14 protein-coding genes and 1 pseudogene are annotated in these 20394 nt (G+C 74.6%); 13 read left to right on the forward strand and 2 right to left on the reverse strand.

Features of this window, described 5'->3' with window-relative positions:
• The first annotated feature begins 126 nt into the window (after positions 1-126).
• From OYE22_RS23780 to obgE, 4 genes are all read left to right on the forward strand, one after another.
• A complete protein-coding gene (locus OYE22_RS23780; protein WP_277322293.1) occupies positions 127-4491 on the forward strand; it encodes a ribonuclease E/G in 4365 nt (1454 codons plus the stop codon).
• Between the two features lie 407 nt (positions 4492-4898).
• A complete protein-coding gene (rplU, locus tag OYE22_RS23785; protein WP_176161587.1) occupies positions 4899-5219 on the forward strand; it encodes a 50S ribosomal protein L21 in 321 nt (106 codons plus the stop codon).
• 14 nt (positions 5220-5233) lie between these two features.
• Positions 5234-5488 carry a 50S ribosomal protein L27 gene (gene rpmA, locus OYE22_RS23790; protein WP_176161586.1) on the forward strand — a complete coding sequence of 85 codons (255 nt, stop codon included), beginning with the start codon at positions 5234-5236 and terminating at the stop codon, positions 5486-5488.
• Positions 5489-5662: 174 nt separating this feature from the next.
• Positions 5663-7099 carry a GTPase ObgE gene (gene obgE / locus OYE22_RS23795; RefSeq protein WP_277322294.1) on the forward strand — a complete coding sequence of 479 codons (1437 nt, stop codon included), beginning with the start codon at positions 5663-5665 and terminating at the stop codon, positions 7097-7099.
• A 144-nt stretch (positions 7100-7243) separates the two neighbouring features.
• Here obgE and OYE22_RS23800 read toward each other — a convergent pair whose 3' ends face one another.
• Positions 7244-9358, reverse strand: coding sequence for a hypothetical protein (locus tag OYE22_RS23800; protein ID WP_277322295.1), 2115 nt, complete (start codon positions 9356-9358; stop codon positions 7244-7246).
• 650 nt (positions 9359-10008) lie between these two features.
• Between OYE22_RS23800 and proB the strand changes: the two genes are divergently transcribed.
• The 5 genes and pseudogenes from proB to OYE22_RS23825 all read left to right on the forward strand — a co-directional run bounded on the left by proB (position 10009) and on the right by OYE22_RS23825 (position 15520).
• A complete protein-coding gene (proB, locus tag OYE22_RS23805) occupies positions 10009-11112 on the forward strand; it encodes a glutamate 5-kinase (RefSeq protein ID WP_277324290.1) in 1104 nt (367 codons plus the stop codon).
• Between the two features lie 278 nt (positions 11113-11390).
• Positions 11391-11840 (forward strand): hypothetical protein, encoded by a 450-nt coding sequence (locus OYE22_RS23810; RefSeq protein ID WP_277322296.1) that lies wholly within the window; start codon positions 11391-11393, stop codon positions 11838-11840.
• Between the two features lie 157 nt (positions 11841-11997).
• Positions 11998-13290, forward strand: coding sequence for a glutamate-5-semialdehyde dehydrogenase (locus OYE22_RS23815; RefSeq protein WP_277324291.1), 1293 nt, complete (start codon positions 11998-12000; stop codon positions 13288-13290).
• A gap of 169 nt (positions 13291-13459) precedes the next feature.
• Positions 13460-14050: pseudogene (locus tag OYE22_RS23820) on the forward strand (hypothetical protein); the annotation flags it as partial.
• 297 nt (positions 14051-14347) lie between these two features.
• Positions 14348-15520 carry a hypothetical protein gene (locus tag OYE22_RS23825; RefSeq protein ID WP_277322297.1) on the forward strand — a complete coding sequence of 391 codons (1173 nt, stop codon included), beginning with the start codon at positions 14348-14350 and terminating at the stop codon, positions 15518-15520.
• A gap of 92 nt (positions 15521-15612) precedes the next feature.
• On the opposite strand, the gene OYE22_RS23830 is transcribed toward OYE22_RS23825, so the two are convergent.
• Positions 15613-16815, reverse strand: coding sequence for a M48 family metallopeptidase (locus OYE22_RS23830; protein WP_277322298.1), 1203 nt, complete (start codon positions 16813-16815; stop codon positions 15613-15615).
• A 96-nt stretch (positions 16816-16911) separates the two neighbouring features.
• On the opposite strand from OYE22_RS23830, the gene OYE22_RS23835 reads away from it, so the two are divergent.
• The 4 genes from OYE22_RS23835 (at position 16912) to OYE22_RS23850 (ending at position 20309) form a co-directional block, all read left to right on the forward strand.
• The gene (locus OYE22_RS23835) at positions 16912-17106 is read left to right on the forward strand and encodes a hypothetical protein (RefSeq protein ID WP_277322299.1); all 195 of its coding nucleotides are present in this window, start codon (positions 16912-16914) and stop codon (positions 17104-17106) included.
• Between the two features lie 159 nt (positions 17107-17265).
• Positions 17266-17436, forward strand: a complete 171-nt coding sequence (locus OYE22_RS23840) for a hypothetical protein (protein WP_277322300.1) — start codon at positions 17266-17268, stop codon at positions 17434-17436.
• A gap of 43 nt (positions 17437-17479) precedes the next feature.
• On the forward strand, positions 17480-18091 hold the full coding sequence (nadD, locus tag OYE22_RS23845) for a nicotinate-nucleotide adenylyltransferase (protein WP_176161579.1): 612 nt from the start codon (positions 17480-17482) through the stop codon (positions 18089-18091).
• Between the two features lie 10 nt (positions 18092-18101).
• Positions 18102-20309 carry a LytR C-terminal domain-containing protein gene (locus OYE22_RS23850; RefSeq protein ID WP_277322301.1) on the forward strand — a complete coding sequence of 736 codons (2208 nt, stop codon included), beginning with the start codon at positions 18102-18104 and terminating at the stop codon, positions 20307-20309.
• Positions 20310-20394 lie beyond the last annotated feature (85 nt).

The following is a 20394-nucleotide window of genomic DNA, read 5'->3' on the forward strand; positions in this document are numbered from 1 at the left end:
CCCGGCGAGCGAGACAACAGCTCCCGTGCGGCGCCCGCGCCCCGGATGGCGGTACCGCGCACATCACGCGGTGCCGCGGCCGGAATCAGGCGCGGCGCCCGGGAGCGTGACGGGAGAACCGCCCGCATGCTCGAACCAATTGAGCCCCACGAATCCACACAGGCCCAGCACGTGGCCGAATCGGCGGACCGGCCAGGCGCCGAGGCACCGCTGGGGGACAGCCCCAGCGGCACCCTGCCGCCGCGCCGCCGGCGCCGCGCCGCCTCCCGGCCCGCCGGGCCCCCGGTCGCGAAGACCGACGCCACCGCGCTGAGCGGTGACGACGCGGCAGCGGCGGCCTCCACGGAGGCGCCGACCGCCCCGGCCGCCGCCTCCGTAGCCGCCATCGCGGCCTCCGGCGCGGCGGACGAGCCGCGCGCCGCCGCTGACGCCCCCGACGCCGGTGCGGCCGGCGACGCGGAGGCCGCCCCGCGCGGCCGTACCCGCCGTCGCGCCACCCGTAAGGCCACCGCCCCGGCCGGCGCACCCGCCGCCACCGAGGCCGCCGCCCAGCCCGAGCCGGTCGCCGCCGCCACCCCCGTCGCGACCGCCCCCGTCGCGACCACCGCCGACGCCGTCGCTGACGAGGCCGCCGCCGAGGAGTCCGCTCCGCGCGCCCGCAGCCGTCGCCGCGCCACCCGTAAGGCCACCGCCCCGGCCGGCGCCTCGCAGCGCCCCGCCGACGAGGCGCCCGTGGCCGAGGAAGAGGAGGAGCCGGTGGCCGAGCAGGCCCCGGCCGCCACCCCCGCGCAGGCCGAGCCCGCCGTCGCGCACGCCGTTGACGAGCCCGCCGCCGAGGAGTCCGCTCCGCGCGCCCGTACCCGTCGCCGCGCCACCCGTAAGGCCACCGCTCCGGCCGGCCCCGCGCAGGGCGCCGAGACGCCCGCCGACGAGGTGGCCGCCGACCACGCCGCCGCCCAGGAGCCGGCCGCCGAGGTCGTCGCCGAGCCCGCCGCCGAAGCCGTGGCCGAGCCCGTCACCGAAGCCGCAGCCGAGCCGGCGCCGAGGTCGCGCACCCGGCGCCGTGCCGTGCGCAGGACGGCCACCGCCGAACCGCAGGAGCCGGTCGCCGACGAGCGGGAGAGCGCGCCGGAGCCCGCGCCCGCGACGCGGCGTACCCGCCAGCGGGCCGCCAGCGACCCGGTCGCGCCCGCCGCGAGCGCCCCGGAGGCCGCCGCCGAGCCCCGGCCCGCCGAGGCCACCAGCAGTACTCCGACCCAGGAGCCGGTGCGGGGCCGGCGGCGCGCCGTGCGCCCGCCGACCGCCGTCTTCCAGGCGCCGGTGTTCGCCGAGCCGATGTTCCAGACCCCGGAGACCGCGGCGGCCGCCGCCGCGGCGGCCGGACGGCAGGACGACGCGTACGAGGAAGAGGAGCCCGCCGCGGAGCGGGCCACCACCAGCAGCCGGCGCCGCCGCCGGCGCCGGGCCGTCGAGGACGAGCCGGCCGCCGAGCGCGCCGTGACCGAGACCAGGGCCCCGAGCGGGGCCGGTCAGCCCGCGACCGAGCCGGCCGACGAGGCGGACGAGGCGCTCGCCGACGGCGCCGCCGAGCCGGAGCACGACGCGGAGGCCGAGGACGAGGGCGGCGACCGCCCCTCGCGCCGCCGCCGCCGCGGTGGCCGTCGCCGTCGCCGGGGCGAGGCGCTCGACGCCGAGGGCGCCGACGAGCACACCGACGGTGACCAGGCCGAGCAGGCCGACCACGCGGAGCAGGCCCCCGAGGCCGAGCCCGCCGACGAGGAGCAGCACGCCGAGGACGGCGAGAGCGGTGCGGGCGAGGACGACGCGACGGGCGGCGGCTCCAGCAGCAGCCGGCGCCGTCGGCGTCGGCGCCGGCGCAGCGGCGACGGCGCGGACGCCACCGGTGGGGACGACCCGGAGCGTACGGTCGTCAAGATCCGTGAGCCGCGCGAGCGACGCGCCAAGGACGTCGAGCCCTCCGACGAGGTGCAGTCCATCAAGGGCTCCACGCGCCTTGAGGCCAAGAAGCAGCGCCGCCGCGAGGGGCGCGAGCAGGGCCGGCGCCGGGTGCCGATCATCACCGAGGCGGAGTTCCTGGCGCGCCGCGAGGCCGTCGAGCGCGTGATGGTCGTCCGGCAGAGCGGTGAGCGCACCCAGATCGGCGTGCTGGAGGACAACGTCCTCGTCGAGCACTTCGTGAACAAGGAGCAGGCCACCAGCTACGTCGGCAACGTGTACCTGGGCAAGGTGCAGAACGTGCTGCCGTCCATGGAGGCCGCGTTCGTCGACATCGGCAAGGGCCGCAACGCGGTCCTGTACGCCGGCGAGGTCAACTTCGAGGCGCTCGGCATGGGCCACGGCCCGCGTCGCATCGAGACCGCGCTCAAGTCCGGCCAGTCCGTCCTGGTCCAGGTCACCAAGGACCCGATCGGCCACAAGGGCGCCCGGCTGACCAGCCAGGTCTCGCTTCCCGGCCGCTACCTGGTGTACGTGCCCGAGGGCTCGATGACCGGCATCAGCCGCAAGCTCCCGGACACCGAGCGGGCGCGGCTGAAGCAGATCCTCAAGAAGATCGTCCCCGAGGACGCCGGCGTCATCGTGCGCACAGCGGCCGAGGGCGCCAGCGAGGACGAGCTGACCCGGGACGTCGCCCGCCTGCAGGCGCAGTGGGAGGAGATCCAGCAGAAGGCGAAGGGCGGCAGCTCGCACGCCCCGACGCTGCTGTACGGCGAGCCGGACATGACCGTCCGCGTCGTGCGCGACATCTTCAACGAGGACTTCTCCAAGGTCATCGTCAGCGGTGACGGCGCGTGGGAGACCATCCACGGGTACGTCTCGCACGTCGCGCCCGACCTCGCCGACCGGCTCCAGAAGTGGACGTCGGACGTGGACGTGTTCGCCACGTACCGGATCGACGAGCAGCTCATGAAGGCGCTCGACCGCAAGGTCTGGCTGCCCAGCGGCGGTTCGCTGGTGATCGACCGGACCGAGGCGATGGTCGTGGTCGACGTCAACACCGGCAAGTTCACCGGCCAGGGCGGCAACCTGGAGGAGACGGTCACCAGGAACAACCTGGAGGCGGCCGAGGAGATCGTGCGCCAGCTCCGGCTGCGCGACCTCGGCGGCATCATCGTGATCGACTTCATCGACATGGTCCTGGAGTCCAACCGGGATCTCGTGCTGCGTCGCCTCCTGGAGTGCCTGGGCCGCGACCGTACGAAGCACCAGGTGGCCGAGGTGACCTCGCTGGGCCTGGTGCAGATGACCCGCAAGCGCGTCGGGCAGGGGCTCCTGGAGTCCTTCTCCGAGTCGTGCGTGCACTGCAACGGGCGTGGCGTCCTGGTCCACATGGACCAGCCGACCTCCGTCGGTGGCGGGGGCGGCGGCAAGCGCGGCAAGAAGAAGAAGGGCGGCGGCGACCAGCACGAGCACGTGCACGCGCCGGCCGAGGCCGAGCGCCCGGCGATCCAGCCCGCGCCGGCCGAGGTCGCCCCGGCAGAGGTGACCGAGCCCGCGCCGGTCGAGGTCGCCGCCCCGGAGGCGGAGGAGGAGTGGTTCGGCAGCGCCGCCGAGGCGCAGGCCGCCGCCGAGCTGGGACGCGGTTCGGCCGCCTCGCGACGCGGTCGCCGGCGCGCCAGCCGCAAGGCGTCGGCCCCTGCAGGCTCGCCCCGGCAGGCCGAGGTGAGCGTGGAGGAGCCGGTCGCTCCCGCCGCCGAGGCCCCCGTCGCCGAGGCCCCGGCCCCGGTGGAGCCGGCCCCGGCCGTCGTCGAGCCGGTCGTCGAGCCGACCCCTGAGCCGGTCGCGCAGCCGGCCACCCCGGTGGTGGAGGCCGCCGAGCCGGCCGCTCCCGCCGCGCCGCCGCGCGCTCGCCGTCGGGTGACGCGCAAGGTCACCGCGCCGGCCGGGTCGCCGGCCGACGCGGAGGCGGCCGTGGTCGTGGTCGGCCCGTCCGGCACGGACCGCGCCGTCGCCGAGGCCCCGGCCGAGCCCGTGACGGAGCCGGCGCCCACCGAGGTGCCGGAGCCGGCCACGGCCCCCGCCCCCGACGCGCTGGTCGAGGCGGCGGAGGAGGAGGCCGCGACGGAGGAGGCGGCCCCGGCGGCGAAGAAGGTCGCGAAGAAGGCGCCGGCCAAGAAGGCCACCGCGAAGAAGGCCACCGCGAAGAAGGCGACCGCCAAGAAGGCCCCGGCCAAGAAGGCGGCGGCCAAGAAGGCGGAGCCCGAGGCGGCGGTGTCCGAGGCAGCGGTGCCCGAGGCGGCAGGTGCCGAGGACGCGGCGACCCCGGAGGCGGACGAGCCGGCGGCGACCAAGAAGGCCACCGCGAAGAAGACGGCCGCCAAGAAGGCCCCGGCCACCAAGGCGGCCGCCAAGAAGGCCCCGGCCAAGAGGGCGGCGACCAAGAAGGCCACCGCCAAGAAGACGGCCGCCAAGAAGACCGCCGCCGCGGAGCAGTCGACCACGTCGGCCGTGTCGGCCACCACGGAGGACTGACCGCCCCGCGCGGCAGCCGCCCACCGAGCGCCGCTCCCCGGACCCGCCACGGGCCCGGGGAGCGGCGCTCCCGGTTCCGGCGGGCCTGCTCAATGAGTCCCGTACGAGCGATCCCGTACGAGTCGTCCGGACGGGGAGCGCGGGCGGCGGCGTGGCTGGCCCGCTGTGGCGGGTGTGGCGCGCGGTACGGCCGGGGCCCGGGCGGGGCCGGTTTGACCCTGCGGCGCGGCACGCCGTAATCTTGACCGTCGGCGTCTGTACGCCAAACCCCTGAGCAACTCCCTTCCGACGCGGGCCCTCGGGCTCCTCGGTAGAGGCCGCTCGTCCACTCGGATCTCATGAGCCTTCGGCCCGTGTGAGCGGCTGGCATCAGGGGTCCCGTTTACTAGCGAGAGAGCGAGATCCGCGTGTACGCCATCGTGCGCAGCGGTGGTCGCCAGCACAAGGTTGCTGTCGGCGACATCGTTGAGGTTGACAAGATTTCCACCGCCAATGTTGGCGACACGGTAGAGCTCTCTACCCTGCTCGTTGTCGACGGCGACGCGGTCACCAGCGACCCGTGGGTGCTGGCCGGGATCAAGGTGCAGGCCGAGGTCGTGGACCACCACAAGGGCGCGAAGATCGACATTCTTCGCTACAAGAACAAGACCGGCTACCGGCGTCGTCAGGGCCACCGCCAGCAGTACACGGCGATCAAGGTCACCGGCATCCCGACGGCCGCGAAGTAAGGGACTGAGGAGAGATGGCACACAAGAAGGGCGCATCGTCCACTCGGAACGGTCGCGACTCCAACGCTCAGCGGCTCGGCGTGAAGCGCTTCGGCGGTCAGGTCGTGAACGCCGGTGAGATCCTGGTCCGCCAGCGTGGCACCCACTTCCACCCGGGCTCCGGCGTCGGGCGCGGCGGTGACGACACCCTGTTCGCGCTGAACGCCGGCGCGGTGGAGTTCGGCACCTTCCGCGGCCGCAAGGTCGTGAACATCGTTCCGGTCGCCTGATCACCCTGATCACGGCGGACCGCGCGTAACGGTTCTTTCGCGGAGGCGGACCTCCCTTCCCGTACGGACTCCGATGGAGTCCCGGTGCGGGAAGAGGGTCCGCCTTTCGCGTGTTGTCCCACCAGGCAGCACGCAGTAGACATCTTTGTATGCAGGTAACTGGAGGCACATCCCATGACCACCTTCGTGGACCGCGTCGAACTCCATGTCGCCGCGGGTAACGGAGGCCACGGCTGCGCCTCCGTCCATCGCGAGAAGTTCAAGCCGCTCGGCGGGCCCGACGGCGGCAACGGCGGGCGCGGCGGTGACGTGATCCTGGTCGTCGAGCAGTCGGTCACGACGCTGCTGGACTACCACCACTCGCCGCACCGCAAGGCCACCAACGGCAAGCCCGGCGAGGGCGGCAACCGCTCCGGCAAGGACGGCGGCGACCTCGTGCTGCCCGTGCCCGACGGCACCGTCGTGCTGGACAAGAACGGCGAGGTGCTGGCCGACCTGGTCGGCCAGGGCACCACGTACGTGGCCGCGCAGGGCGGCCGCGGCGGCCTGGGGAACGCGGCGCTGGCCTCCGCCCGCCGCAAGGCCCCCGGCTTCGCGCTGCTCGGCGAGCCCGGGCACGCCGGCGACGTGGTCCTGGAGCTCAAGACCGTCGCCGACGTGGCGCTGGTCGGCTACCCGAGCGCGGGCAAGTCGTCCCTGATCTCCGTGCTGTCGGCCGCCAAGCCCAAGATCGCCGACTACCCGTTCACCACCCTGGTGCCCAACCTGGGCGTGGTGACCGCCGGCGCCACCGTCTACACGATCGCCGACGTGCCCGGCCTGATCCCCGGCGCGAGCCAGGGCCGTGGCCTGGGCCTCGAGTTCCTGCGCCACGTGGAGCGCTGCTCGGTCCTGGTGCACGTGCTGGACACGGCCACGCTGGAGTCCGAGCGCGACCCGCTGAGCGACCTGGACACCATCGAGGCGGAGCTGGCCGCGTACGGCGGCCTGGAGAACCGGCCGCGGCTCGTCGTCCTCAACAAGGTCGACATCCCCGACGGCCAGGACCTCGCCGACATCATCCGGCCCGACCTGGAGGCCCGCGGCTACCCGGTGTACGAGGTCTCCGCGGTCTCGCGGACGGGCCTGAAGGAGCTGTCCTTCGCGCTCGCGGGCATCGTCGCCGAGGCGCGGGCGGCCAAGCCCAAGGAGGAGGCCACGCGGATCGTCATCCGGCCCAAGGCCGTGGACGACGCCGGCTTCACGGTCACCGCCGAGGGCGACGACCTGTTCCGGGTGCGCGGCGAGAAGCCGGAGCGCTGGGTGCACCAGACGGACTTCAACAACGACGAGGCCGTCGGCTACCTGGCCGACCGGCTCAACCGGCTCGGCGTGGAGGACGCGCTGCTCAAGGCGGGTGCCCGGGCCGGCGTCGGGGTCGCCATCGGCGCGGACGAGAACGCCGTCGTCTTCGACTGGGAGCCGACCATGGCCGCGGGCGCCGAGATGCTCGGCCGCCGTGGCGAAGACCACCGCCTTGAGGCCCCCCGGCCGGCCGCTCAGCGCCGCCGGGACCGCGACGCGGCCCGGGACGAGGCGGAGCAGGAGTTCGACCAGTTCAAGCCCTTCTGAGCGGTCGGGAGCCGAGCGCTCCCGGCCGGCTCAGCCGAAAGGCCCTGAGAAGCAGCCTGCTTCTCAGGGCCTTTCGGCTGCCCGGCACGGTGCCGGCGCCCCCGCCGGCCGGGCCGTGGCCCGGCCGGCGGGGGCGGGCCGGGGTCAGACCCCGGCGGTGGTGTCGCTGTTGGCGCCGTCGGGCTCGCCCTGCGCCGGGTCGAGGGCCGGTACGCCGTCGTCCACGTCGGCCACCAGGGCCGCGGCGGCGTCCCCGTCCGTGGGCTGCGCGGCGCGTGCCTCGACGCGGGCCCGGCGCGCGTCGGCCTCGGCGCACAGGGCCTGGGCCGCCTGGTTGAAGCGCACCATCGACGGCGGGTCGGACGGGCCGAGCAGGTGCACCTTGAGCGCGGCGCGCTCGGCGGCGTACGGGTCGCGCTCCGGGTGACGTACCGCGTCGAGCAGCGCGGGCACGCCGTCCGCCTCCGGGGTGAGGATCGCCGCGGCGCGCACGGTCGGGAACCCGGCCCGGAACTCCTCCTCGGACAGTCCGCTGGTGTTGGCCACGGCGTACGGCTTCTCGCTGCTCAGGTAGTCCGAGACCACGCTGGAGACGTCGGAGATCAGCAGGTCGGCGTGGTTGAAGCAGGAGAAGATCGCCGGTCGCGGGCCGGTGACGATCTGGTGCTCCCACTCCGGCAGCGAGGCCCAGAAGGCGTCCTCCCAGGCGGCGACGGCGGCGTCCACCGCGGCGGCCCGGTCGCTGTCGGGGGCGCCCTGGAGCAGCATCCGCTCCTGTTCGTCGCTGTCGCGCCGGAAGGAGGTCGTGGTCACGTTCTGCAGGGCCTCGGCGCACCGCGCCAGCTCGGCCGCCGCCTCCGGGCCGGGCCGCGCGCCGGAGCGGCGGGTGTTGGCCTCGGCGATCATCGCCTTGATGCGCTCGTTGGCCAGGCCCGCGCGCGGGTCGACGGAGCCCGTCATCGGGTGCGGCTTGTAGAGGAGGCGCACGCCGGGGTCGGCCAGCAGCGCGCGGACGATGTTCTCGCCGGCGAGGATGACCGAGGTGTTGCCCGGGTTGCCGTCCCAGCCCTCCCACGTGGGGGCGTAGAGCACCTGCGTGTACGCACCGGTGGGGGCGCCGGCGTACGGGGCGATCGGGGCGAGCTGGGGGCGGCCGACCTCGACCACGTCCCGGTCGTCGACGCCGATGTCGGCGAGCTGGTAGCGCTCGCGGGCGGCCGGCCCGGCCACCCACACCTCGTCGTACGCCTTCGCGTACGGGTTGCAACTGGAGAGCTTGTCGCTCTCGCCGTGGTTGATGAAGGCGTGCTTGATCGAGGGGATGCGCAGCACCTGCGAGGTCTTGCCGGAGTTGGCCGGGTGCAGCAGCACCTTGAGCGTGGTGTGTTCGAGCCGCATCAGGTGGACGACCTTGGGGATGCACACGATCGGGATGTCCGTGGCGTCGATCTTCTGCACCATGAACCGCTCGCGGAGCACGATGATCGGGTTGCCGTCGAGCGCGGCGAGCGTGGAGAGCCACATGTTCGCCTGGTACGCGGACGAGGTGCCGCCCGAGAAGTACATGCCGACCGTCGGCTGGTACTGGGCCAGCCACTGGTCCAGCCACTCCAGGGCCTGCTGCTCGGCCACCGCCCGCTTGCGCGGCAGCAGCCACGTGCTCAGCCAGGCGACGCTGCCGAGCGAGAGGGCGAGCGCGATGCCGAGCCCGGCCCAGCCCCACGCGGCGTCCTCGGTGGCCGCGGTGGCCAGCAGGCCGGCGGTGGCCGGCACGGCGAAGCGCAGCAGCCGGCGGGCGGGCTGGCGGGCCAGCAGGCGCGGCGGCGCGGCGGTCAGGCGCAGGGCGCTCGCGTCGATGTTGCGGGTGACGAACGGCAGCAGCCGCCGGCGCTTGATGAGTATCGCGATCGCCTGGCAGGCGAAGTGCGCGATGTAGAAGACGAGCAGTCCGACGGTGAGCGGCGCCTGCTCGTGCGTGGGGTCGACGCCTTCGACCCGGAGCAGCCCGACCATGATCAGCATGTCGCGCAGCAACTGCCGGACCGTGGCGTCGAAGCGGACCTTGCTCAGCAGCGACAGCAGACCCGGCTGCTTGTGCTGGAGGTACAGATCGAGGGCGAGCCCCGCCGCGGACGCGCCGATGAAGAGCGGCACGTTGGGGAGCAGGGCGCCGATGAGCTGAGTGGTGAAGAACACCATCATCGCGAGCAGTGCCGCCAACTGGACGAGTCGGCGGGGGGCGATTCCGGCAGAGGGCACGGGGTGGGCTCCTGGCAGAGGAGAGCGACGGAAACGAGGGGAACGAGCAAACGGCCACACGTTGGCCATCCGTTCCGCGCGCCGTCACCTGAGCGACAGCGTCTGGATACGGTTTGACCACCGACGGTATGCCGTGGTCAGGCCCGGTGACAATCCGCTGCGGGGACAAGAGCCGCGAACTGGGGCAATTGCCTGGTGTTCGACGGATGATCGAGGCACGCCACGCGCTCGCGGGCGCGTCGGCCCGCGCCCGGCCCCGCCGTCCGAGGCCGTTCGCCTCCTCACCGTAGGACGCCCGCCCCCGCGCGGCGAACGGACGGCGCGGCGAACGGACGGCGCGGCGGCCGGCGGGTGCACGCCGGCGCGGCCGGCTGGCGTACGGCACCCGGCCGAGCGAGGCGGCCACGAGGCGGCGCCGGGGCGGCCCGGCAACGCGGCGGCGCGGGGGCCGTCCGGCTGGCGAACGCCCGCCCGGCCGGGTGGCCCGCTGCCGTACATTGCCCACGAACGTGGACAGCGACGAGTGCGGTACTGAGGGGCAGGTGGCAACGGCCGTGGCAAGCCAGGACGGCTCGGCGCGAGCGGGCGCGCACACGTCGGCGGGCGATCAGGCGGGGGAGGGCCCGGCGGGTGTCGAGGCGCGCGACGAGGTGACCTCCGCGCGCCGGATCGTCGTCAAGGTCGGCTCCTCGTCGCTGACCACCGCGGCGGGTGGGCTCGACGCCGACCGGGTGGACGCGCTGGTGGACGTGTTGGCCGCCGCGCACGACGAGCGCCGCGAGATCGTGCTGGTCTCCTCCGGCGCCATCGCGGCCGGCCTCGCACCGCTCGGCCTCGACCGCCGCCCCCGCGACCTGGCCCGCCAGCAGGCCGCTGCCAGCGTGGGCCAGGGCCTGCTGGTGGCCCGCTACACCGCCTCCTTCGCACGGTACGGGCGACGGGTCGGCCAGGTGTTGCTGACCAGCGACGACACCAGCCGCCGCGCGCACTACCGAAACGCCTACCGGACCCTGGACCAGCTCCTGGCCATGGGCGCGATCCCGGTGGTGAACGAGAACGACACGGTGGCCACCGACGAGATCCGGTTCGGGGACAACGACCGGCTCGCCGCGCTCGTCGCCCACCTGGTCCGCGCCGACCTGCTCGTGCTGCTCTCGGACGTGGACGGGCTCTACGACGGCGACCCGAGCACCCCCGGCACCTCCCGGATCGCCGAGGTCGCCGGCCCCGCCGACCTGGAGGGCGTCTCCATCGGCAGCGCGGGCCGGGCCGGCGTGGGCACCGGCGGCATGGTGACCAAGGTGGAGGCCGCGCGGATCGCCGCGGCGGCCGGCGTGCCGGTCGTGCTCACCTCGGCGAGCCGCGCGGCCGACGCGCTGCTCGGCCGGCCCACCGGCACCTTCTTCCACCGCACCGGCCGCCGCTCCACCGGCCGCCTGCTGTGGCTGGCCCACGCCTCCGCGCCGCGCGGGGCGCTGGTGCTGGACGAGGGGGCGGTGCGGGCCGTGGTCGACCGGCGCACCTCGTTGCTGCCGGCCGGGATCAGCGCCGTCGAGGGCGAGTTCACGGCGGGTGACCCGGTCGAACTGCGGGACGCCACGGGCCGCCCGGTGGCCCGTGGCCTCGTCAACTTCGACGCCCGGGAGATGCCCAAGCTGATCGGCCGCTCGACCCGGGACCTGGCGCGCGAGCTGGGCCCGACGTACGAGCGCGAGGTCGTGCACCGCGACGATCTGGTCGTGCTAGCCCCCTGACGGGCGTCACCGGCGCACCGCGAGGCGAAGCGAACCGAAGGGAAAGCGGCAAAAGAGCCACCTTTCGCCGAGGACCTTCCGTAAAACCGCCACATCACCCGCCGCGGGCTGGTCAACTTTGTTGAACGGGGCCGCACGGGGAAAGCGGTCTCCCAGCGAGCACCACAGGGCTTCGCTCGGGGGCGAGCGGAGCGGCGAGCAACAGGAGGCCGCCGGTGAGACGAGGGCGCCCAGTGGCGCAGTCCCGGGGCGGGGGAGCCTCCCGCACCCGTCGGACGATGACCGAGGAACGCAGACTGACCAGCGTGAACACGGGGGAGCAGCACGCGGGCGAGCCGGCGGAGGCCGGCGCGGCGGCGGACGGGCAGGCCCCGCGGGAGCGCGAGACCACCAGGATGTGGCACATCACGCTGAGCGTCTCGGGCCCCGTGGTCCCGCTGCCCGAGGTGCGGCGGGGCCTGGAGCGCCTGGCGCACGACCACCCCTTCCTGCTGACCAGCCGGTACGCGGAAGACCACGCGGAGATCCGCTACTGGGAGGAGGCCCGCGACCTGCACGACGCGGCGGCGCTCGCGCTGCGCCTGTGGGGCGAGCACCGCTCGACGGCCAAGCTGCCGCCCTGGGAGATCGTCGGCCTTGAGGTCATCGACCGTGGGACGTACCACCACCGCATGACCCAGGGACACGGCCTGACCCCGACGTCGCCGGTGGGCGTGCACCCGTACTAGGCGCTACGCGTCACAGGGCCATTCCGAGCCCCCGGGAGCGGGCCCGTCGCCGCCCGGGCTGGTGCCGCCGGCCCGGCGAGGGCGGCGGGCGGGTGCGGGCCGGGCGGGCGTTTCGCAGGACGAGATGGCCCGGGGCCCGCGCGGCGGCGCCGCTAGGCTGCCGCGCATGAGCAGCAGCGAATCCGCACCCTCCCCCGTCGTCCAGTCCGCCCGCCGCGCCCGGGAGGCCGCCGCCACGCTGGCGCCACTGCCGCGCGCGGCCAAGGACGCGGCGCTGCTCGCGATCGCCGACGCGCTGGGCGCCCGGGCCACCGAGATCATCGAGGCCAACGCCGAGGACGTCGAGCGGGCGCGCGCGGCCGGCACCTCCGACGCCCTCGTGGACCGGCTCACGCTGACCCCCCAGCGGGTGGCCGCGATCGCCTCCGACGTACGGGACGTGGTGACCCTGCCCGACCCGGTGGGCGAGGTGGTGCGCGGCTCCACCCTGCCGGGCGGCATCGACCTGCGACAGGTCCGGGTGCCGCTCGGGGTGGTCGGCATCATCTACGAGGCCAGGCCCAACGTGACCGTGGACGCCGCCGCGCTGTGCCTCAAGTCCGGCAACGCGGTGCTGCTGCGCGGCTCGTCCTCGGCCTACCGCTCCAACACCGCGCTGGTCGCGGTGGTGCGCGACGCCGTCGCCTCGGCCGGGCTGCCCGCGGACGCGGTGCAGTTGGTGCCGGGCGAGGGCCGGGAGGCGGTCGGCGAGTTGATGCGGGCGCGCGGCCTGGTGGACGTGCTCATTCCGCGCGGCGGCGCCTCGCTGATCCGCACCGTCGTGGAGCAGTCCACGGTGCCGGTCATCGAGACCGGGACCGGCAACTGCCACGTGTACGTGGACGCGCGCGCCGACCTCGACATGGCCGTGGAGATCCTGCTGAACTCCAAGGCCCAGCGGCCCAGCGTGTGCAACGCCGCCGAGACCCTCCTGGTGCACCAGGACATCGCGGAGGCGTTCCTGCCGAGGGCGCTGGAGGCGCTCGCCAAGGCCGGTGTGACCGTGCACGGCGACGCGGCGGTGCGCGTCGCGGCCGAGCGCGCCGGGTCCACGGCCACCGTGACCGAGGCCACCGACGAGGACTGGGCCACCGAGTACCTCTCGTACGACATCGCGGCCGGCGTCGTGCCCTCGCTGGACGCCGCGATCGCGCACATCCGCCGGTGGTCCTCCGGGCACACCGAGGCGATCGTGACCACCGAGCAGGCCGCGGCCCGCCGGTTCACGCAGTTGGTGGACTCCACGACGGTGGCCGTCAACGCCTCGACCCGGTTCACGGACGGTAGCCAGTTCGGGTTCGGCGCCGAGATCGGCATCTCCACCCAGAAGCTGCACGCCCGTGGGCCGATGGGGCTGCCGGAGCTGACCTCGACCAAGTACATCGTCACCGGCGACGGACACGTACGGTAGCCGCCTCCGGGTCCCGGCCTGGCCGTCCGCGCGGGCCGGGGCCGAGGCGGTCGGGGGCGGCGACGCGCCGGTCGCGCGGCCGGGCCGCCACTCGAACGGCTCCGGAGCGAATACCCCGGACTTTCCGTCCGCCCTGCCCAAACCGACCTCCCAGGGCTAACCTGGACGCGTGCCGGACGACGTGGGGGGCAAGCCGTTCCCGGACGGCGACGAGCCCGACGACCACCACCACGGGGCTGCCGAACTGGGTCCGACCTCGCCCTCGGCGGGCGAGGGGGACGCGTTCGCCTCCGTGGTCTTCGACGAGGACTTCGTGCGGTCCGCCGAAGTCCATGAACCCTCTGCCGTCGAGCGGATGCTGGCCGCCGCCCAGGCGCGCGCGGAGGCCGAGGCGACCCGCGGCGGGCGCCGCGGCGCCCGCGACGACGATCCCTACGACGAGGGATACGGGCCGGACGGCGAGTTCGGCCACGACCCCGACGACCCGCGCCACGACGGCCGGTACGGATACGGCCACGCGGGTGACGACCCCGACGCGGACGAGGAGTTCGGCCCGTACGGCGAGTACGGCGACGCGGGCCGCCCCTACCGGGGCCACGCGTACTGGCAGCGCCCGGTGGCCTGGGTGCTGGCCGTGCTGATGGGCATCGGGGTGGTGGCCATGGCCTTCACCGCCGTCTACCGGGGCGCCTCCGGCGGCGGCAACCGACAGGACCCCAGCCCGCCGCCGGCCAGCTCCGAGGTGGACGGCGCGCCGGGCGCGCCCGGCGACGAGTCCAAGGCGTCCTTCTCCGGAACGGAGCGGCGGGGCGCGGACGTCCGGCTCTCGGACCTCGACCCGCCCGACGTACGCGACGCGGGCCACGCCCCCGATCTCCCCAACCCACCGATCGCGTCCCCCGGACCCACCGTCTCCACCGACACCGTCGAATCCGCCCAAACCATCGCGCCACCGGCCGCCGTCGCGCCCCGACTGCCGTGACCGCGTGCGCTTCCGTCCGAACTTGTCGTGGCCGGGGGACGTTTATCCACCGCCCCGCCGGCCTACTCTGGTGATATGACCGGGCCTGGAGACCCTCCCGAGGGGACACCTGAGAGCGCCCCGGGTGGCGGTGACGACGAGTACCGCTCCGTCGTGTTCGACGAATCGTTCGTCCGTGCCGCCCCCCTACAAGAGTTCTCCGCCCAGGAGCGCATCGGCGACCACACGCCGGCCGTGCGCAGCCGGGGCGGCCCCCGACGGCGCGAGCGCGGCTCGCCGCAGCAGGCCGTCATCCTGGTCCTGCTCATCGCCATCGCCTTCGCCACCGCCGTCTACATGGGCGTCCAACGCCCGTACCAGAAGCCCACGACGCGCGCCGCCGAGCCGCTGCGCAGCACGCTGGTGCCGCTCACCCCGCGCGGTGAGGTGCCCGGCGGCGCCGCGGACGACCTGTACGCGGGCAGCCCGGCGCGCGCGTTCCGCATCGGCGCCGAGGGCATCACGCTGCCCGCGGTGAAGCGCACCGCGCACTTCTCCGAGGACCAGGTGCGGGAGGCGCTCGGCACGGCCAAGGAGTTCCTGGTGCACTCCGCGCTCGACGCGGACACGCTGGCCGGCGGCGACGCCCGCGCGGTCCGGATGCTGATCGACCCGGACCAGCTCGGCCAGTTCGACGAGAGCCTGTCCCGCCCCGCCGACGACGGGCGGCACGCGGCCACCGGCTGGGTGATGCGCTTCGACCCCGAGCGCGTCTCGCTGGCCAGGGAGCCGGTGCGGGTGCGGGGGAGCATGCGGGTGACCGAGGTGAACTCCACGGCCCTGGAGGTCGTCGCCGATCACACGTACGTGTACGCCGTACGCCGCGCCGCGGCGCACGCCTCGCGCAACGACACCCCGGCCACCGGCGCGACCGGCACCGGGGCCGGCCGGGACCTGGCGGAGCCGGTCACCGTGCCGGGCACCGGGCCGCACTCGCTGTTCACGGTCCGGCGCGAGGCGCGGCTCCGCTTCGATCGGGAGGACCTGCGCGACCACCACGTGGAGATCGTGGAGAGCGCCCTGCAGGCCGGGCCGCAGGCGTGCGCGACGGACGCCGCTGCCTACCTCCAGCCGCTGTTCGCCGGGCAGAACGCGCCCGCGGACGCCTCGGCCGGTACGAACCCGTACGCGACCGGGCGCCCCACCGACTCGCTCTGCGGCGTGCTGGCGCCGGACGCGCAGCCCTCGGGCACGGGCCTCCGCCGCTAGCCCGGGCGGGACCCGTGCGGGGCCCCGGGCGGGCCCTCGCGGGGCCCGTGGAGCCCCGGCGCGGGCCGGCCTGGGGCCGTGCGCTCGCGCGGCTAGCGGCCCGCGTCGCCGCCCGTCGGGCCGGTGCCGCCGTCGCCCGTGGAGCCGTTTCCGCTTCCGTCGCTCGTCGGGCCGGTGCCCGCCGGGCCGTCGCCGGTCGGGCCGCTGCCGCCGGTGGGACCCTCGCCGCCGGCCGGGCCGCCGGCGTCGGAGCCGCCGTTCCGGCCGCCGCCGGTGAACCTGTCGCGCAGCTTGCCGCCGAGGTCGCCGGCGCCGCCCGCGATGTCCCGCACCAGGCCCATCAGCGGGTCCTTGCTGCCGCGCACGGTGTCCGCGTAGTGGCTCGCCGACTCCCTGAACGACTCGCTGACCGAGGCGTCCTTGTCCTCGTCCCGGCGCGGGTAGTGGCCGTCCATGATCCGCTGGTAGTCGCGGCTGGCCGCCCACTTCTTCAGCTCGGCCGCGCGCACGGTGGCGAACGGGTGGGTGCGCGGCAGCACGTTGAGGATCTTCAGTACGGAGTCGCGCAGGTCGCCGCTGGCCTCGTACTCCTCGGCCTGCTCCAGGAAGGCGTCCACGTTCATCTCGTGCAGGTGGTTGCCGCCCGCCAGCTTCATCAGGCCGCGCATCGACGCCCTGAGGTCCTGGCCCACCAGCAGCCCGGCCCGGTCCGCCGACAGCTCCGACTTGCGGAACCACTCGCGCAGCGCCGTCACGATCGCCATCACCGCGATGTTGCCGAGCGGGATCCAGGCGACCTTCGTCGCGAAGTTGGTGAGGAACAGCAGGATCGTGCGGTACACGGCGTGCCCCGACAGGGCGTGTCCCACCTCGTGGCCGATGACCGCCCGCATCTCCTCCTCGTCGAGCAGCTCGACCAGGCCGGTGGTGAGCACGATGATCGGCTCGTCGAGACCGATGCACATGGCGTTCGGGTTCGGGTCCTGCTGGACGTACATCATCGGGACCTTCTCCAGGTCCAGCACGTAACAGGCGTCCCGCAGCATGTCGTTGAGGTGCGCGAACTGGCGGTCGCTCACCCGCACCGAGTCGGACAGGAACAGCAGGCGCAGGCTGCGCTCGGGGAGCAGGCCGCTGAGTGTCTTGAAGACGGTGTCGAATCCGCTCAACTTCCGCAGCGCCACCAGCGCGGACCGGTCGGCGGGGTGCTCGTAGGCGCGGGAGGAGATCCCCGGGAATCGCCTGCGCTCGCGGCTCGGTACGTGCTCGTGCCCGTGAGTGTTGCTGTCGCTCATCGTGCCCCCTCGTGTGACTGCCGGTCGTGGCCCCTGTCGCCCCTCTTGGCCCCACCCCACCCTAGGACGTGCGGACGACGTGGCTACCGTGGAGTGATGCACTACCTCACCGGCCTGCACGAGGTCGTACTCGCCGTCCCCACCCCCACCGCGACCCCCGGCGGCGGTGGCTCGCACGGCGGCGGCGCGGGGCCCGTCCTGCGCACGGTGATCGTCGTCGGGGTGGTGGGCGCCGTCCTCCTCGCCTGGTTCCTGCTGCGCGGCTACCGAGGGGCGGGTGGGCAGGACTGAGCCCCCGTCGGACCCCGCCCCGGGCCTGCCAGTCGACAAGACGTGCGGAGTCGGCGTGAGGTTGCGCGAGGTCGCCGCATACGATGTGCCGGAAGTCTTCTGCCCGACCCTCCCCGAGCCGCGTGGCCTGGGGACCGCCCCGGATAGGTCCTGCTGACGATGACCGCATTCCACACCGCACACGCGACCCTGGCCACGCTCGCCTCCGAGGGCGGCGGCGAGCACGGTGGCAAGCACGACAGCCTCAACCCCTACCTGACCGGTGGCGGAGCCCTGCTCGTCCTGCTCCTGCTGCTGTGGATCACCACGCGCTTCAACCGGGACCGCTGACCTCGGCGCCGGGGTACGAGCGCGCTTAGTAGGGTCTGCACGCATGGGAGAACAGACAGCGTCCGTGAAGCGGCGACTCGGCGTGATGGGCGGGACCTTCGACCCGATCCACCACGGACACCTGGTCGCCGCGAGCGAGGTGGCCGCACAGTTCCACCTGGACGAGGTGGTGTTCGTGCCGACCGGACAGCCGTGGCAGAAAAGCCACAAGACGGTGTCCCCGGCCGAGGACCGCTACCTGATGACGGTGATCGCCACCGCGTCCAACCCGCAGTTCTCCGTCAGCCGGATCGACATCGACCGCGGCGGCAAGACGTACACCGCGGACACCCTGCGCGACCTGCGGGCCGAGAACGCCGACGCGGACCTGTTCTTCATCACCGGTGCCGACGCCCTGTCCCAGATCCTGACCTGGCACGACGCGGCGGACCTGTTCTCGCTCGCGCACTTCATCGGCGTGACCAGGCCGGGGCACATACTGACGGACGCGGGCCTGCCCGAGGGCGGCGTCTCGCTGATCGAGGTCCCGGCGCTGGCGATCTCCTCGACGGACTGCCGAGCACGCGTCGCGCAGGGCGATCCGGTCTGGTACCTGGTGCCCGACGGCGTGGTGCGCTACATCGACAAGCGCGAGCTGTACCGCGACGACGGCTGAAGGGGCACCGGTGAACGACCGACAGGACCCGCCTCCGCCCGACGACTGGCCCGGGGACAGGCCGTACGACCCCCACGCCCCGGCCGACCCGTACGGCACCGGCGCCGGGTACCCGCCCGGCGCCTCCTACCAGGCGCCCTACCAGTCCTCCTACCAGGCCGACGGGAGCTATCCGCAGGACGGCTACCAGCAGGGCGGCTACCCGCAGCAGCCCCAGGGCTACGGCTACGACGCCTACCAGCAGCCCGACCAGGCCGGCTACCCGGCGCCGGGCCAGCAACAGGGCTACCAGCAGGGCTACCCGCAGGGCGAGGGCTACGACCCGTACGGCGGCCCCGGCGCGCCGCAGCCCGGGCAGGGGCACGGCGACGCGTACGGGCAGCGGCCCGGCGTGGGGCAGCCGGCGCCCTACGACCCGTACGGCGGCGGCCCGCACCAGCCACATGCGCGGCAGGGCCAGGCCCCGCAAGGCCAGCACGGCTTCCCCGACACCTACGGCGCGCCGCAGGCGTACCCCGCCCAGCCCGACCAGCCCCAGCCGTACCAGGGCCAGGGTCCCGACGGCCCGCGGCCACCCGGGGCCGACCAGCCCAACCCGACCGGCCGGCGCGGCCACGCGGCGCCGACGGCCCCGCAGGAATCACCAGCGTCCCCGCCGGACGGCTACGGCTACGACGCGTACGGCCGCCCCGTGCCCCAGACGGCCACCCACCGCCGGGTGCCGCGACAGGGCCAGCCCGCCCAGACCCGGCCCGACCAGGGTCCGGGCGAGCAGGGCCGGCCGGGGCAGGCATCCGCCGACGGCGCGTGGCTGCCTCGGCAGGCCGAGGCGCGGCAGGCGCCGGCGACCGACCGCGCGCCGGGCCGGGGCTCCGACGAGGCACCCGGGCGTTCGGGGCCTGCCCAGGGCGAGGGCGGCGCTCCGGGGCGGGAAGGCGCTGACGGGGCGGACGACGACTACCGGACCGAGCAGTTCTCGTTCATCGAGGAGCCGGACGAGGAGTCGGAAGACGTCATCGACTGGCTGAAGTTCGCCGAGACCCGCTCGGAGCGGCGCGACGGGCGCAAGCGGCAACTGCGCACCCGCCTGATCGGACTCGTCGCCGCGCTCGCCCTCGTCGTCGGCTGCGGCGTGGGCTACCTCTGGTACGCCGACAAGCTGCCGGGCGTCTCCAGCGGCGGGGACGACGAGGCGGCCACGGACGGCCCGCAGCGGCGCCAGGTGATCGTCGTGCACCTGCGCGAGACCAAGGGCGGTGGCAGCTCCAGCGCGCTGCTGGTGGACAACGAGACGACGAAGAAGGGCAGCACCGTGCTGCTGCCCAACGCGCTCGCCGTCGCCGGCGAGAACGGCACCACCACCCTCGGCAACGCCGTGGAGGACGAGGGGGCGGGCGGCACCAGGGACGCCCTGAGCACGCTGCTCGGCTCCGAGATCCAGGGCACCTGGCGCCTGGACACGCCCTACCTGGAGAACCTGGTCGAGCTGGTGGGCGGGATCACGCTGGACACCGACGTGGCGGTCCCGGGCGCCAAGCAGGGCGAGGCCCCGCTGGTCAAGAGCGGCGAGGACGTACAGCTCGGCGGCCAGGGCGCCGTCGCGTACGCCACCCACCAGGAGCCGGGCGAGGACCAGGCCAAGCAGCTCACCCGGTTCGGCCAGGTGATGGAGGCCGTGCTGAAGAAGGTCTCCACCGAACCGGAGAAGGCCACCACCACCGTCGAACAGCTCTCCCAGATCCCCGATCCCTCGCTGTCCGAGAAGCAACTGGGCGCCTCGCTGGCCGGACTCGCCCAGCGGGCCCAGGACGGCTCGTACGCCACCGACCTGCTCGACGTGCAGAGCGACGGCACGCTCAGCCAGGAGGCCACCGAGAACGTGGTCAAGGACGTGCTCGGCGGCTCGGTCAAGAAGCCGGACGACGCGGCAGGCAGCCCCGCGCGGGTGAGCGTGCGCGACGCGACGGGCGACGACAAGAAGGCCAGCTCGGCGCAGGTCTCCCTGGTCAACGGCGGCTTCACGGTCGTCGGCGGCGGCACCGGCGCGGCCGAGCCCACCTCGCGCGTCAGCTACGCGGACGCCGCGCAGGCCGGCCAGGCCAAGGAGGTCGCCGCGACGCTCGGGCTGCCGGAGAGCGCGGTACGCCAGGGCAAGGGCGCGGCCAACGCCGACGTCACGGTCGTCCTCGGCCGCGACTACAAGGGCCAGCAGGGCTGAGGTCCCCGGCCCGCGACCGGGCCGAAGCCCGGTCCGGGTCCCGGCGCGCGCCGGGACCCGGGCCACGGGCGCGTAAAGGGCTGGC

Origin of the sequence: Streptomyces sp. 71268, assembly GCF_029392895.1 — a bacterium.
GTDB lineage: Bacteria > Actinomycetota > Actinomycetes > Streptomycetales > Streptomycetaceae > Streptomyces.

Bases quoted from the DNA above. Each gene is read 5' to 3' on its own strand.
- nadD (WP_176161579.1), top strand. From the start codon at position 17,480: ATGGGAGAACAGACAGCGTCCGTGAAGCGGCGACTCGGCGTGATGGGC.
- OYE22_RS23810 (WP_277322296.1), top strand. From the start codon at position 11,391: ATGACCGAGGAACGCAGACTGACCAGCGTGAACACGGGGGAGCAGCAC.
- OYE22_RS23830 (WP_277322298.1), bottom strand. From the start codon at position 16,815: ATGAGCGACAGCAACACTCACGGGCACGAGCACGTACCGAGCCGCGAG.
- OYE22_RS23840 (WP_277322300.1), top strand. From the start codon at position 17,266: ATGACCGCATTCCACACCGCACACGCGACCCTGGCCACGCTCGCCTCC.
- rpmA (WP_176161586.1), top strand. From the start codon at position 5,234: ATGGCACACAAGAAGGGCGCATCGTCCACTCGGAACGGTCGCGACTCC.
- OYE22_RS23780 (WP_277322293.1), top strand. From the start codon at position 127: ATGCTCGAACCAATTGAGCCCCACGAATCCACACAGGCCCAGCACGTG.
- OYE22_RS23835 (WP_277322299.1), top strand. From the start codon at position 16,912: ATGCACTACCTCACCGGCCTGCACGAGGTCGTACTCGCCGTCCCCACC.
- OYE22_RS23825 (WP_277322297.1), top strand. From the start codon at position 14,348: ATGACCGGGCCTGGAGACCCTCCCGAGGGGACACCTGAGAGCGCCCCG.
- obgE (WP_277322294.1), top strand. From the start codon at position 5,663: ATGACCACCTTCGTGGACCGCGTCGAACTCCATGTCGCCGCGGGTAAC.